This is a genomic window from Streptomyces sp. MNU89, from assembly GCF_020982505.1.
Lineage (GTDB): Bacteria > Actinomycetota > Actinomycetes > Streptomycetales > Streptomycetaceae > Streptomyces > Streptomyces xinghaiensis.
The window spans coordinates 2,886,292-2,900,669 of the sequence record NZ_JAJKLL010000001.1 but is presented as its reverse complement, the minus strand read 5'-3'; the positions used below and the strand labels follow the sequence as shown (position 1 = coordinate 2,900,669).

Below are 14,378 nucleotides of genomic sequence, written 5' to 3'. Positions count from 1 at the left end.
TGCGGGCCATTCCTCGGCGGCGCCACGCCTGCCCGCCGGCGGGGGCGATCGTGGGACGCCACCCGCTCCCACCTGCTGGGACGCCGTCCGGAACGGTACGGAGCGGGGACGCGCCCGGGCACGGGACCCTGACCGGAATCCGTCGGTTCGGATGTCCGGCCGGGAAACCCCGCGCTCCGCCGCCAAGTTCTCGGGCGTGGTGGGGGATAACCTCCCTCCGGGGCTCCGGACGCGGATGAGGTGGAGCATGTCGCGTTGGAAGCAGTTGCCGGACACGCTCGACGAGCGCACGCGGCACCTGGTGGTGCAGTTGAGACGGCTCAAGGACCGCAGCGGGCTGAGCCTGGTCTCGCTCGGAAGGAAGACCGCGTACAGCCGCTCCTCCTGGGAGCGCTATCTCAACGGGAAGGCGCTGCCACCGCGCCAGGCGGTGGAGCAGCTCGCCCGGCTCGGCGGCACCGACCCCACCCGGCTGCTGGTGCTCCACGAACTGGCCGAGGCGGCCGGACGCAGGACCGCCGGGGCCCCGGCGACCGGGAGCACCGGCGCGGAGGCGGGCCCGGCGGAGGACGGCGCGGCGGGAGACGGCGGAGCGGGGGACGGCGCGGCGCGGGACAGCCCGGCAGGAGACGCACCGGCGGAGGACGGCACGGCCCGGGCGGCCTCTCCCGTACCGCGCCCGGGCGGGTCGGAGGACCCGCTCCCCGGGCCGGGCCCGGATCCGGCCCGCGCGCCGGAGGCCACCCGGCGCCGCCGCCTCCGAGTACCCGTGGTGGCCGGCCTCGCGGTGGCCGCCGTGGCCGCCGGGACCGCGCTGCTGGTCGCCGCGCCCTGGGAGGACGGGGACACCCCGGCCGCTCCCGGGGCGGCCGTTTCCTCCACCCCGGCGGAGCCCTCCGCCCGGGCGCACGACGGCCCGTTCGTCTACGAGCCGGGACGCACCTACCGCTGTGACGTGCGCCGGGAGAACGGGCTCCTCGGCGCCGGGCACAGCGCGACCCGCGACGCGGTGCTCCAGAACTCCACCACCGGGTGGGACGTCGTCGAGGCCCAGTGCCTGCTGAAGTACCACGGCTTCTCCCCGGGCGGCATCGACGGCATCTACGGCGATCTCACCGCCCGGGCCGTCAAACGCATGCAGGACGAGCACGGACTCGTGGTCGACGGCAAGGTCGGCCCGCACACCTGGGGAGTGCTGCGCAGATGACCGGGACCCAGGGGACTCCCCGCCCGCCCGGACCGGGGCGTGCGCCCGCCGCCCGGCCGCCCGGCCTGGCACCCGAATGCGCCCGTCTCGCCGAGGAGTTGCGGGAGCTGCGGAAGGGGACGGGGCTCAGCCTCGCGGCGCTCGCGGAGCGCACCCCGTACAGCAAGTCCTCCTGGGAGCGGTACCTCAACGGGAAGAAGCAGGTGCCGCGGCAGGCCGTGGAAGCGCTCTGCCGGCTCGCGGGGGAGCGCCCGGAGCGGCTGCTGGTGCTCTGGGACCTGGCCGACGCCGAGTGGAGCGGCCGCGGGGCCTACGGCTCGGCGGTCCCGCGCCCCCCGCGCGCCGCGCGCACCCCGCCGCGAGGCCGGACGGCCGGGGACGGGCCGGCACGGAGGGGCCCGGAACGGGGCGGAGACCGTCCGGCCACCGGGAGCCGAGCGGGGCGGGGCGGACGGCGCAGGGGCGGCACCGGGGAAGGCCGCTGGAGCGGAGCCGCGGCCGGCCGCGGCCGAGCCGTCCACCGGCACACCCACCGGCACCCCCGCCGGGAGGACACCGACGACCGGGACGACCGGGGAAGCGGTCGCGGTCCGGCCGGAGACGCCGGGCCCGGGCAGCCGCCCGCTCCGCCCGCTCCGATGGCCGCCCGCGGCGCGTTGGCGGACCGCGGTCGTCGCCGCGGTCGGCGTGACCGTGGCCGTCGCGGGCGCGCTGGCCCTGGGCGGTGTCCTGCCCGACGGTTCCGGCGGACGGGCGGCCGCGGGACCGGGCGGCTCCGCCTCCGCATCGCCGAGCCTGCCGCCGCCGGGCTGCCGGGGAGCGGCGTGCGACGGAAAGGACCCGGAGAGCATGGGCTGCGGGATCGCCGTGCGGACGCTCGGCGGTCACCGCACGGCCGGGGGTGCGGGCATGGAGATCCGCTACAGCGAACGGTGCGGTGCCGCATGGGCCCGGATCTGGCAGTCGGGCGTCGGTGACCGGATCCGGATCACCGCCCCGGGCGGCCGGTTCCAGCAGGCGACCGTGGCCGACCGGTACGACGCCGAGAGCTATCTCTACACACCGATGATCGGGGCCGGAGAGCGGTCGGCCCTCCGCGCCTGCCTGCTCCCGGCAACGGGAGGGCAGCGCGAGTGCTTCGGCACGGCGGAGGACGGGGACGCGACCGAGGACGGGGACGCGACCGGGCCCGCGGCCGCCGGTGCGGACACGACTTGACCGGTACGGCTCCGGCTCCCCGCGCCCGGCGGGGCGGCGCTCCGGGCCGGGCGACGGGTGCTCCGGCCGGGCTTTCGCCCGGCGCGTCTCCTGCCCGACGCCGTCTCCGCCCACGCCCCGTCCGCCCCGGAGGCCGTTGGCCAACGCCTGTGGGTGCCAGGCAGGTTGGCCGTGGGGCATCCCGCGCCACCGCGAACGGCGGAGCCCGTCCCCTCCCCCGGGTCAGGACGAGCTCCGCCTGGCTCAGAGCCTCTTCGTCCGCGTGTTCGGGAACAAGAGAGGTGGGTGCTCTGTGGCTCGGAAGTGACCGTTCCGGCACGCCGTGATCACGCTGTGCGCGGTGTGTCGGCAGTCGGTAACGGCTCCGAACGGCCGCGCCGGGCCGCGCCCCGGCCCCGTATCCGCCCGGCCCCACGGCCCAACCCCTCCCGACCGGGACGGATACGGGCGTACCGCCGCCGGCGCGGGACGTCGTCCCGGGCGCCCGCGTCCCGAACGGGGGACACCCGTGTCGCAGCCGCGGGGGAACTGACATCCTGATCCTGAACATCCTTGACGGCAGGCGGTGTTGTGCTGGGAGGCCACACCGCGGCCGGGTACTTGTGCACACGCGGGGGGAACAGGGGGAGGCAATGCCTCGTTGGAAGGTGCTGCCGGAGGAACTGGACCCGCAAATACGGGAGTTCACCGGACAGCTCCGCCGGATCGTCGAGCTCAGCGGTCTGGGGGTCGGGTCCGTCGCGGACCGTACCGGCTACAGCAAGACCTCGTGGGACCGTTACCTGAACGGCCGTCTGCTGCCGCCGCTGGGCGCGGTGGTGGCGCTGGCCGAGGTGACGGGTTACGCCACCGGGCCGCTCACGGCCCAGTGGGAACGGGCCGAGGCGGCCTGGGCCCGCGCCGAGGCCGGGCACGATCCCGCCACGGAACAACGGCAGGCGCCGCCGCCCGGGCAATCCGCGCCCGGGCAGCCGGCTCCCGGACCGGCCACGGCCGGGCCACCGGCCCCCGGCGGGCCGGCCTTCGGCGGCGCGGCAGCCGGACCCACGGCGCCCGGAGCGCCCTCGTACGGCCGGCCGGCTCCCGGGCGGGGAACGCCCGGACACCCGGCCGCCGCTCCCGACGAGCCCGGGCATCCGACCCCCGACACCGTCGCGCTGTCCGTCGTGACGGCTCCGGGGCCGGGCCGGGCGGGGCCGCGACGCACGCTCCGGCGGCAGCACGGGCTCCGGCGGCGGCGCCCGGCGCCTGCTGCTGTTCGGCCTCGGGCTGGCCGGGGCGCTGGCCGTGACCGCCGGTGCCGTGTTCTTCCTCGACCTCGGAGACGGGGCCCCGGCGGACGGCAAGGCCCGGGTCGCCACCACGCCGACACCCACTCCGGAGCCGACGGAACTCCCGGAGGGCGTGAACTGCTCGGGTGACGCCTGCACGGGCGAGGACCCCGAGGAGCAGGGCTGCGGCGGTGAGTACGCCCGCACGGTCACGGAGGTCCGGGTCGGCGCCGCGTTCGTCGAGATGCGGCACAGCGAGGTCTGCGGTGCGGTCTGGGCACGGATCACCGAGGCGGCCGCCGGCGACTCGGTGCGGGTCGCCGTGGGGAAGCAGAGCGAGAGCGCCGAGGTCGCCGCGGGGAGCGGGGGGCAGCCCGGGGTGACGGAGGCGTACACCCTGATGGTGGCCGCCGGCGAGCCGGCCGACGCCGAGGTCTGCGGCACCACAGTGGCCGGTGAGAAGGGCTGCGCGCGGCCCAGCGGCGAGGACGGCTCCGGGACACCCGCCCCGCCGGGCTCCGGGACCTCCGCCCCGCCGGGCGGCACCGGGTCGGGCACGTCGGAGACCGAGGGGGGACCGACCGCCGCGGGGTAGCCGCCCTCGCCCCCGGGCCGGGAGTGCCGCGCGCTCGTGGGGCCGGTGCCTCCGTGGGGACCGCCGTGCCGTTGAGACCGCCGTGCGCCCGTGGGACCGCCCTGCATCCACGGAGCCGCCGCGGACGGATGGGGCAGCCGTTCGCCCATGGGTCCGCCGTTCACCGGAAGGCCGGACCGTCACCGCTCCCGGTGGCGGTCCGGCCGGTTCTCTCCGCCGACCGGGGTGCATGGGTCCGCCGCTCGGGGGCAGGCGACCGACAACCCCCCCACGGGTGCGGCACACCCCTTGGCGGCCGTTCGTCTCCCCCTCCTCGACGAGCGGCCGCCCCCGCCGCCCCACCCCGCGACTCCGCACCTCCTCCCGGCGCACCCCACGCCCCCGCATCCCGTACTCCGCGCCGCCACCGCCGTACAGCCGCAGGCGCAGCCCGCACCCGGCGTGCCCCGCCGTACCCGCCCCCGTCCGTCCCCGCCCCCGCAGGCCGTGAGCCGGGACACACAGGGGCGGCAGGGCCCCGCGGAGCCGCGGTCGGATAGCCTGACGCCGGTCTCCCGCACCTTGCTTTTCCCGGGCACAACCGGGCCGGGAGGCCGAAGATCACATGGGGCAGGGACACCCACCACGACCCGCAGCAGGAGATCGCACATGACTCGCACTCCCGTCAATGTCACCGTCACCGGCGCGGCCGGGCAGATCGGCTACGCGCTGCTCTTCCGTATCGCCTCCGGTCACCTCCTCGGCGCGGACGTGCCGGTCAAGCTGCGCCTCCTGGAGATTCCGCAGGGACTCAAGGCCGCCGAGGGCACCGCGATGGAGCTCGACGACTGCGCCTTCCCGCTGCTGCGCGGCATCGAGATCACCGATGACCCGAACGTGGCCTTCGACGGCGCGAACGTGGCCCTCCTCGTCGGCGCCCGCCCCCGGACCAAGGGCATGGAGCGCGGCGACCTGCTGGAGGCCAACGGCGGCATCTTCAAGCCCCAGGGCAAGGCGATCAACGACCACGCGGCGGACGACGTCAAGGTCCTCGTCGTCGGCAACCCTGCCAACACCAACGCGCTCATCGCGCAGGCCGCGGCCCCGGACGTACCGGCCGAGCGCTTCACCGCGATGACCCGCCTGGACCACAACCGCGCCATCTCCCAGCTCGCGCGGAAGACCGGCGCCGCGGTCTCCGACATCAAGAAGCTGACGATCTGGGGCAACCACTCCGCCACCCAGTACCCGGACATCTTCCACGCGGAGATCGCCGGCAAGAACGCCGCCGAGGCCGTGAACGACGAGGCCTGGCTCGCCGACACCTTCATCCCGACCGTCGCCAAGCGCGGTGCCGCGATCATCGAGGCCCGCGGCGCGTCCTCGGCCGCCTCGGCCGCCAACGCCGCCATCGACCACGTCCACACCTGGGTGAACGGCACCGCCGAGGGCGACTGGACCTCCATGGGCATCCCGTCGGACGGCTCCTACGGTGTCCCGGAGGGCCTGATCTCCTCCTTCCCGGTCACCTGTGAGGGCGGCGCGTACAAGATCGTCCAGGGTCTGGACATCAACGAGTTCTCCCGCGCCCGCATCGACGCCTCGGTGCAGGAGCTGGCGGAGGAGCGCGACGCGGTGCGCGGTCTCGGCCTGCTCTGATCTGCCGCCCCGGTCCGGCCCGCGGCCGGTACGGAGCCTGGCGACGGCCCGTCGTCGGTCTGCTACACGACCGGCGGCGGGCCGTCGTCCGTCAGGGGCCTTAACCGAACCGTAAGTGAGGAAAAACACTCAGCGTTAAGTTTTCCGCATACTTTTCGGCCAAGGGGGGATGGTTCCCCGTCGCCGGTGCCTCAACCCTGACCGCACCGGCACGCACATCCAGGCAGAGAAGGTGGAACCCCCATGTCGGCCCTCGACACCCTCCATATCGACGGCATCTGGCGCGCGGCCGCATCCGGCGCCACACGCGAGGTACTCGACCCCGCGGACGCCACCGTCCTGGCGCTCGTGGCCGAGGGGGACGCCGGGGACACGGACGCCGCCGTGGCCGCCGCGCGCCGCGCCTTCGACTCCGGGCCCTGGCCCCGGACCCCGGTCGCCGAGCGCGCGGAACTGCTGCGCCGCGTCGCCGCGCTGCTCCAGCGCGACCGCGAGGAGATCGCGCTCACCGAGAGCCGCGACACCGGCAAGACCCTCGAAGAGGGCCGCGTCGACGTCGACGACGTGACGGCGGCCTTCCGCTACTTCGCCGGCCTCGTGGAGCACGAGAGCGGCGGCCGGGTCGTCGACGCGGGCGACCCGCGGGTGCACAGCGTCGTGGTGCACGAGCCCGTCGGCGTCTGCGCGCTGATCACCCCCTGGAACTACCCCCTGCTGCAGGCGTCCTGGAAGGTCGCCCCCGCCCTCGCCGCCGGGAACACCTTCGTCCTCAAGCCCAGCGAGATCACCCCGCTGTCCACCGTCCACCTGATCCGGCTGCTGGCCGAGGCGGGGCTCCCGGCCGGGGTCGCGAACCTCGTCACCGGCGCCGGCGACCCCGTCGGGGCCCGGCTCTCCGAGCACCCCGGCGTCGACCTGGTCTCCTTCACCGGGGGACTGGCCAGCGGCACCAAGGTCGCCCGGGCCGCCGCCGCGACCGTGAAGAAGGTCGCCCTGGAACTGGGCGGCAAGAACCCCAACGTCGTCTTCGCCGACGCCTGCGCCACCGAGGAGGGCTTCGACACCGCCGTCGACCAGGCGCTCAACGCCGCGTTCTTCCACAGCGGCCAGGTCTGCTCGGCCGGCGCCCGCCTCATCGTCGAGGAGTCCGTCCGGGAACGCTTCGTCACCGAACTCGCCCGCCGCGCCGCCGCGATCAAACTCGGCCGCGGCACCGAGGACGGCGTGGAGTGCGGGCCCCTCGTCTCCGCCCAGCAGCTCGCCAAGACCGAGATGTACGTCGCCTCGGCCCGCGAGGAGGGCGCCGTCGTCCGGGCCGGCGGCTCCCGCCCCGAGCCCTCCGCCGTGCGCCCGGCCACCGGCTGGTTCTACTCGCCCACCGTCCTGGACGCCTGCCACCGGGAGATGCGGGTCGTCCGCGAGGAAACGTTCGGCCCGCTGCTGACCGTCGAGACCTTCCGCGACGAGGACGAGGCCGTCGCCCTCGCCAACGACACCGAGTACGGGCTCGCCGGAGCGGTGTGGACCTCCGACGCGGGCCGCGCCCGGCGCGTCGCCGGACGGCTGCGCCACGGCACCGTCTGGATCAACGACTACCACCCGTATCTGCCGCAGGCCGAGTGGGGCGGCTTCGGCAGGTCCGGCACCGGCAGGGAGCTGGGCCCGGCGGGGCTCGCGGAATACCGCGAGGCCAAGCACATCTACCAGAACCTCGACCCCCGCCCGCAGCGCTGGTTCGCGGGCTGACCCACCCCGGACCTCCGCCGCACCGACCTCACGCGCACCGTTCTTCCAGGAGGAGCACCACCCATGCCACCGCCGTCCGCGACCACCCGCCCCGATCCGGCAGCCGCCGACTACGTGATCGTCGGAGGCGGCACCGCCGGCTCGGTGATCGCCTCGCGGCTCGCCGAGGACCCCTCGGTCACCGTCGCCCTCGTCGAGGGCGGCCCGTCCGACATCGACCGCCCCGACGTGCTCACGCTGCGCCGCTGGCTGGGCCTGCTCGGCGGCGAGCTGGACTACGACTACCCGACCACGGAGCAGCCGCGCGGCAACTCCCACATCCGGCACAGCCGGGCCCGGGTCCTCGGCGGCTGCTCCTCGCACAACACGCTCATCAGCTTCAAGCCGCTGCCCGGCGACTGGGACGAGTGGGCCGAGGCGGGCGCCACCGGCTGGGACGCGGCGGCCATGGAGCCCTATTTCGGCAAGCTGCGCAACAACATCGTCGCCGTGGACGAGAAGGACCGGAACGCCATCGCCCGGGACTTCGTCGAGGCCGCCCGCGAGGCCGCCGGCGTCCCCCGCGTCGAGGGGTTCAACGAGCGGCCGTTCCACGAGGGCGCCGGCTTCTTCGACCTCGCCTACCACCCGGAGACCAACAAGCGCTCCTCGGCCTCCGTCGCCTACCTCCACCCGCACATCGAGGCCGGCGACCGCCCCAATCTCCGCATCCTGCTGGAGACCTGGGCGTACAAGCTGGAGCTGGACGGCACCCGCGCCACCGGCGTGCACGTCCGCGCCGCGGACGGCACGGAGACGCTGCTGCGGGCCCGGCACGAGGTGCTGGTCTGCGCGGGCGCCGTCGACACCCCCCGGCTGCTGCTGCACTCCGGCATTGGTCCCCGTGAGGACCTGGAGGCGCTGGGCATCCCCGTCGTCCACGACCTGCCGGGGGTGGGGGAGAACCTGCTCGACCACCCCGAGTCGGTGATCGTCTGGGAGACCCACGGGCCCATCCCGGAGAACTCGGCGATGGACTCGGACGCGGGCCTCTTCGTCCGCCGGGACCCCGCGTCCCGCGGCCCGGACCTGATGTTCCACTTCTACCAGATCCCGTTCACCGACAACCCCGAGCGGCTGGGCTACGAGAAGCCCCCGTACGGGGTGTCGATGACCCCCAACATCCCCAAACCGCGCAGCCGCGGCCGGCTGTACCTCACCAGCGCGGACCCGGCGGTGAAACCGGCCCTGGACTTCCGCTACTTCACGGACGAGGACGACTACGACGGCCGCACGCTGGTGGACGGCATCAGGCTCGCCCGCGAGATCGCGAAGACGGAACCCCTCGCCCACTGGCTGAAGCGCGAGGTGGCCCCCGGACCGGAGATCACCTCGGACGAGGAACTCGGCGAGTACGCCCGCAAGGCGGCTCACACCGTCTACCACCCGGCCGGCACCTGCCGGATGGGCGCCGCGGACGACCCGCTCGCCGTGGTCGACCCGCACCTGCGGATCCGGGGCCTGGACGGCATCCGGATCGCCGACGCCTCCGTCTTCCCGACCATGACCGCCGTCAACCCGATGATCGGCGTGCTGATGGTCGGGGAGAAGTGCGCGGACCTGCTCGCCGACCCGACGACCCCGGGAGATGACGCGCGATGAGCGCCGAGAAAACCGACCCGCCGGCCACGCCGGCCGCCCCGGCCACCGCCGATACCGCGGAGACCGCCGAGACCGCCGAGACCGCAGCCACCGCAGCCCCGGCCGGGGGCCCCGCCGACCCCGTCTTCTCCGTCCGCGGCCTGTGGAAGGTGTTCGGGCCCGGCGCGGACAAGATCCCCGGCAGCGCGCACGCGGACCTCTCCGCCCGCGAACTGCGCGAGCGCACCGGCTGCACCGCGGCCGTCCGCGACGTCTCCTTCGACGTCCACCGGGGCGAGGTCTTCGTCGTCATGGGCCTCTCCGGCTCCGGCAAGTCCACCCTCGTCCGCTGCCTCACCCGGCTGATAGAACCCACCGGCGGCACCCTCGCCATGGACGGCGAGGACGTGCTCGCCATGGACCGCGCCCACCTGCGCGACCTGCGCCGCCACCGGGCCTCGATGGTCTTCCAGCACTTCGGGCTGCTGCCGCACCGCACCGTCCTCGACAACATCGCCTACGGCCTGGAGATCCAGGGGATCGGCCGGGCCGAACGCCGGGCCAGGGCGGCCGCCATGGTGGAGAAGGTCGGCCTGACCGGGATGGAGCACCGCCGCCCCGGCCAGCTCTCCGGCGGCCAGCAGCAGCGCGTCGGCCTCGCCCGCGCGCTCGCCGTCGACCCCGAAGTCCTCCTCTTCGACGAGCCGTTCAGCGCGCTCGACCCGCTCATCCGGCGCGACATGCAGGAGGAGGTCATCCGCCTGCACCGGGAGGAGGGGCGGACGATGGTGTTCATCACCCACGACCTCAACGAGGCGCTGCGCCTCGGCGACCGCATCGCGCTGATGCGGGACGGCCGCATCGTGCAGCTCGGCACCCCCGAGGAGATCGTGAGCTCCCCGGCCGACGACTACGTACGGGACTTCGTCCGCGACGTGCCCCGTGAACAGGTCGTCACCGTACGGAACGCCATGCGGCCCGCCGAGGACGGCGAGAGCCGGCCCGGGGAGACGGTCGCCCCGGACACCACGGTCGCCGAGGCCGTCGGGACCGTCGCCCGCTCCGGCGCCCCCGTCCGCGTCATGGAGGACGGGCGCTGCCTGGGCGTCGTCGACGCCGGGTGTCTGCTGGCCGCGATAGCCGGCGAGAAGGCGGTGGCGGCCCGATGAGACCGCGATCCGCGACCCGGCACCTGCCCGGGACGGCCGGGCCCCGGCTCCGCCCCCGGCTCCGCCCGGCCTGTGCCCCAGAGGGGGCGGCGGCATGAGCGCGACCACCTCCCCGGCCACGACACCGGCCGGCCCCGGCACCGGCGGCCCGCCGGGGGACCCCGGGCAGCCGGAGAAGACCACCACCGCCGGGCGCACCGGGGCAGCCGCCGGCCGTCTGCCCCGCCTGCCCGCGGGCAAGGCGGTCATGCTCGCCGCCGTCCTGCTCGTCCTGCTGTCCCTGGCCGCCGCGACCGAGTTCACCGGCACCTGGCCGGCCGCGCTCCGGGCCGAGCTCTCGGAACCGCTGAACGGGCTCAGCGACTGGATCATCGACAACCGGGACACCCACCCCCTCTTCCTGTACTTCCTCCTGCACATCAGCAACACGGCCACCGCCTCCGTCGACGCGGTGTACCAGCTGCTGCTGTCCCTGGGCTGGCTCGGGGTGACCGCCGGCGGGGTGCTCCTCGCCTGGCGGGCCGGCGGCCTCGCGCACCGCAACGGGCTGCGGACCGCCGCCACCGCCCTCGGGGCGTTCGCCGCCTGCGGTCTGCTGGGCATGTGGGAACCCGCCGTGCTGACCCTGGCCCTGATGGTCGTCGCGGTGGCCGTGGCGGCCGTCATCGGCGTGCTGCTCGGGCTGGCCGCCGGCCTCTCCGACCGCGTCCACCGGCTGCTGCGCCCGGTCCTGGACACCATGCAGGTGCTCCCGGCCTTCGCCTATCTGCTGCCGTTCGTGCTGGTCTTCGGCATCGGCACGCCCGCCGCCCTGTTCTCCACCGTCATCTACGCCGCGCCGCCGATGGCCCGTCTCACGGCCCTCGGCCTGCGCGGCACCGACCCGGCGGTGCTGGAGGCCTCGGCCTCGCTCGGGGCGAGCCCCCTCCAGCGGCTGCTGACCGTCCGCATCCCGCTGGCCCGCAAGGACATGCTCCTCGGCCTCAACCAGACGATCATGATGGCGCTGTCCATGGTCGTCATCGCGGCGCTGGTCGGAGCCGGCGGTCTCGGCGAGGAGATCTACCAGGCGCTGTCGACCGTCGACGTCGGCGAGGCGCTCGCCGCCGGCATCCCGATCGTCCTCATCGCGATCTGGCTGGACCGCACCACCGCGGCGGCCGGCGCACGGCTGGACGACACCGGGCGCGCCGCCGGGCCGCGTCTTCTGCGCGGGCCGGCCGCCTGGGCCGCGGTCGTCGCCGGTACGGCCGCCCTGGCGGTGGCGGGCCGGTTCCTCACCACCGCGGAGTGGCCGGCGGCGTGGACGTACGACATCTCACCGGCCGTCAACGACTTCAAGAACTCGGTCATCGCGCAGCTCCGGGACGGCCTGCCCGTCGTCGGCGGCACCGAGGTGTGGGCGGGCGCCTTCACCGACTGGGTGCTGAACCCGCTGCACGACGGCCTGGTGGCGCTGCCCTGGTGGCTGGTCCTGCTGCTGGTCGCCGCGCTCGCCCTCGCGGTGGGCACCTGGCGGACCGCGCTCACCGCGGTGCTCGCGATGGCCGCGATCGGCGTCATGGGGGTGTGGCCGGAGTCCCTCAACACCCTGTCCCAGGTCCTCGCGGCCCTGGTGGTGACCCTGCTGCTCGGCTTCGCCACGGGCATCCTGGCGGCCCGGGTCCCCTGGGTGGACCGCGCGCTGCGGCCCGTTCTCGACGCCATGCAGACGATGCCGCAGTTCGTCTATCTGATCCCGGTGGTGGCGCTGTTCGCGGTCGGCCGGGTCGCCGCCATCGTCGCGGCCGTGGTCTACGCGCTTCCCGCCGTCGTCCGGATCACCGCCCAGGGACTGCGGCAGGTGGACCCCGCCGCCGTGGAGGCCGCCCGCTCCCTGGGGGCGGGCGGTGCCCAGCTGCTGCGCCAGGTGCAGCTGCCGCTGGCCCGCCCGGCCCTGCTGCTGGCCGTCAACCAGGGCATCGTCCTCGTCCTCGCCGTGGTCATCGTCGGCGGCCTGGTCGGTGGCGGAGCCCTCGGCTACGACGTCGTCTACGGCCTGTCGCGCGGCGACCTCGGCGTCGGACTGGTGGCCGGAGCGGCAATCGTCTGCCTCGGCCTGGTCCTGGACCGGGTCACCCAGCCCACCACCGCCCGGCGGAAGGACACCTGACCACCGCCGGCCGCCTCACGGCGCTCCCGCACCACCGATGTTCACGCGCCAGCGATGTTCACGCACCAAAGGATAAGGAACCCTCTTATGCGCACCACCGAACGAACCCGCAGAACCGCCACCGCCATCGCCGTCGCGGGCGGGATGCTGCTGCTCAGCGCGTGCGGCGCCGCCGACACGGGCGCGCCGGACTCGGCGGGCGGCGGGAAGAAGACCGTCCGGCTCACCGTCCCGTCCTGGGTCGGCGCCGAGGCGAACGTCGCCGTGGCCAAGCACCTGCTGGAGAACGAACTCGGCTACAAGGTCAAGGCGCAGCAGATGGGCGAGGTCCTCGCCTGGGACGCGCTCAGCAAGGGGAACATCGACGCCATCCTGGAGGACTGGGGCCACCCCGAGCAGGAGCAGAAGTACATCGAGGAGAAGAAGACCGTCGTCCGGGCCGGTGACCTCGGCGTCACCGGGCACATCGGCTGGTTCGTCCCCAAGTACTTCGCCGACGAGAACCCGGACGTCACCAACTGGAAGAACCTCAACAAGTACGCCGACGAGCTGAGCACCTCGGAGACGGGTTCGAAGGGCCAGATCCTGGAGGGCTCGCCCGACTACGTCACCAATGACGAAGCGATCATCAAGAACCTGGACCTGGACTTCAAGGCCGTCTACGCGGGCAGCGAGGCCGCGCAGATCACCGAGATCCGGAAGAACGTCAAGGACAAGAAGCCCTTCCTGACGTACTGGTGGACCCCGCAGTGGCTGAACGCCGAGATCGACCTGGTCGAGGTGGAACTGCCGGAGTACAAGGAGGGCTGCGACAAGGACCCGAAGAAGGTCGCGTGCGCCTACCCGGACACCCCGCTGCAGAAGTTCCTCAACGCCGACTTCGCCGAGAAGGGCGGGGACGCGGCCGAGTTCCTGAAGAACCTCAAGCTGACGACCGAGCAGCAGAACGAGATCGCGAAGATGATCGCGGGCGAGAAGATGTCGCCGGAGGCCGCCGCCGAGAAGTGGACGAAGGCCAACCCGGACGTCTGGAAGGCGTGGATGCCGTAACCCCCGCCTCCGCGAGCCCTCGCCGGCCGCGGAGCCGCCGGGGTACGGGAGCCGGCGCGGGCCGGGCCGCCGGGAGACCGGTGGCCCGGCCCGCGCCGTCGTTGCGGGAGGCGCCGGCCGCTGGGGCCGTCAGTGCCGGCCCGGCTGGTAGACGCCCGGCAGGGCCCGGGTGGTCACGGCGATCCGGTTCCAGGCGTTGATGGTGAAGATGAGCGCGATGAGCTGGGCCAGTTCGGCCTCCTCGAACTGCCCGGCGGCCCGCTCGTACACCTCGTCCGGGACGCCGCCGGGGAGCAGGGTGACCGCCTCGGTGAGCGCGAGCGCCGCCCGTTCCCTCTCCGTGTAGTAGCCGGTGGCCTCCTCCCAGGCGTTCAGCAGGTAGATGCGGTCCTCGCGCTCACCGGCCGCGCGGGCGTCCTTGATGTGCATGTCCAGGCAGAAGGCACAGTGGTTGAGCTGTGAGGCACGGATCTTGACCAGCTCGGCCAGCACCGGGTCCACGCCCTCGGAGGCGGCCCGGTCGAGGGCCACCATGGCCCGGTAGACGCCGGGGGCCAGCTTCGGCAGGTTCATCCGGGGACCGCCGAGGCTGCCCCCCGCCTTGCCCGCCGCCCTGCCTGCTGCGGTGCCCTCCGCCGTGCCGGCCGGTGCCGCGCCGCTCCCGGCCCCCGCGCCGTCCGTGCCCCCGGTGCCGTCCGTGCGGCTCTGCGTC

The 14,378-nt window shown here is 74.5% G+C and carries 10 protein-coding genes and 2 pseudogenes; 11 read left to right on the top strand and 1 reads right to left on the bottom strand.

Going from position 1 to position 14,378, the window contains the following annotated elements; translation table 11 throughout:
* Positions 1-247: 247 nt before the first annotated feature.
* From E4N63_RS12375 to E4N63_RS12325, 11 genes and pseudogenes are all read left to right on the top strand, one after another.
* Positions 248-1,207: a peptidoglycan-binding protein gene (locus E4N63_RS12375; protein ID WP_230240664.1), complete on the top strand. Its 960-nt coding sequence runs from the start codon at positions 248-250 to the stop codon at positions 1,205-1,207.
* Positions 1,204-1,464 (top strand): annotated as a pseudogene (locus tag E4N63_RS12370) (helix-turn-helix domain-containing protein); the annotation flags it as partial. The gene E4N63_RS12375 and the pseudogene E4N63_RS12370, both read left to right, overlap by 4 nt.
* A gap of 430 nt (positions 1,465-1,894) precedes the next feature.
* Positions 1,895-2,425 carry a DUF2690 domain-containing protein gene (locus tag E4N63_RS12365; RefSeq protein WP_230240662.1) on the top strand — a complete coding sequence of 177 codons (531 nt, stop codon included), beginning with the start codon at positions 1,895-1,897 and terminating at the stop codon, positions 2,423-2,425.
* 632 nt (positions 2,426-3,057) lie between these two features.
* Positions 3,058-3,228, top strand: a pseudogene (locus E4N63_RS12360) (helix-turn-helix domain-containing protein); the annotation flags it as partial.
* A gap of 484 nt (positions 3,229-3,712) precedes the next feature.
* On the top strand, positions 3,713-4,291 hold the full coding sequence (locus E4N63_RS12355) for a DUF2690 domain-containing protein (RefSeq protein ID WP_230240660.1): 579 nt from the start codon (positions 3,713-3,715) through the stop codon (positions 4,289-4,291).
* 648 nt (positions 4,292-4,939) lie between these two features.
* The gene (locus tag E4N63_RS12350) at positions 4,940-5,929 is read left to right on the top strand and encodes a malate dehydrogenase (protein ID WP_228429898.1); all 990 of its coding nucleotides are present in this window, start codon (positions 4,940-4,942) and stop codon (positions 5,927-5,929) included.
* 243 nt (positions 5,930-6,172) lie between these two features.
* On the top strand, positions 6,173-7,675 hold the full coding sequence (locus E4N63_RS12345; protein ID WP_230240659.1) for an aldehyde dehydrogenase family protein: 1,503 nt from the start codon (positions 6,173-6,175) through the stop codon (positions 7,673-7,675).
* Positions 7,676-7,738: 63 nt separating this feature from the next.
* Positions 7,739-9,316 (top strand): GMC family oxidoreductase, encoded by a 1,578-nt coding sequence (locus E4N63_RS12340; protein WP_125624799.1) that lies wholly within the window; start codon positions 7,739-7,741, stop codon positions 9,314-9,316.
* On the top strand, positions 9,313-10,464 hold the full coding sequence (locus E4N63_RS12335; RefSeq protein ID WP_230240657.1) for a glycine betaine/L-proline ABC transporter ATP-binding protein: 1,152 nt from the start codon (positions 9,313-9,315) through the stop codon (positions 10,462-10,464). Before E4N63_RS12340 ends, E4N63_RS12335 begins: the two co-directional genes overlap by 4 nt.
* A 94-nt stretch (positions 10,465-10,558) precedes the next feature.
* On the top strand, positions 10,559-12,616 hold the full coding sequence (locus E4N63_RS12330; RefSeq protein ID WP_230240655.1) for an ABC transporter permease subunit: 2,058 nt from the start codon (positions 10,559-10,561) through the stop codon (positions 12,614-12,616).
* 87 nt (positions 12,617-12,703) lie between these two features.
* On the top strand, positions 12,704-13,666 hold the full coding sequence (locus tag E4N63_RS12325) for an ABC transporter substrate-binding protein (RefSeq protein WP_125624802.1): 963 nt from the start codon (positions 12,704-12,706) through the stop codon (positions 13,664-13,666).
* Between the two features lie 129 nt (positions 13,667-13,795).
* On the opposite strand, the gene E4N63_RS12320 is transcribed toward E4N63_RS12325, so the two are convergent.
* Positions 13,796-14,239, bottom strand: a complete 444-nt coding sequence (locus E4N63_RS12320) for a carboxymuconolactone decarboxylase family protein (protein ID WP_228430241.1) — start codon at positions 14,237-14,239, stop codon at positions 13,796-13,798.
* Positions 14,240-14,378 lie beyond the last annotated feature (139 nt).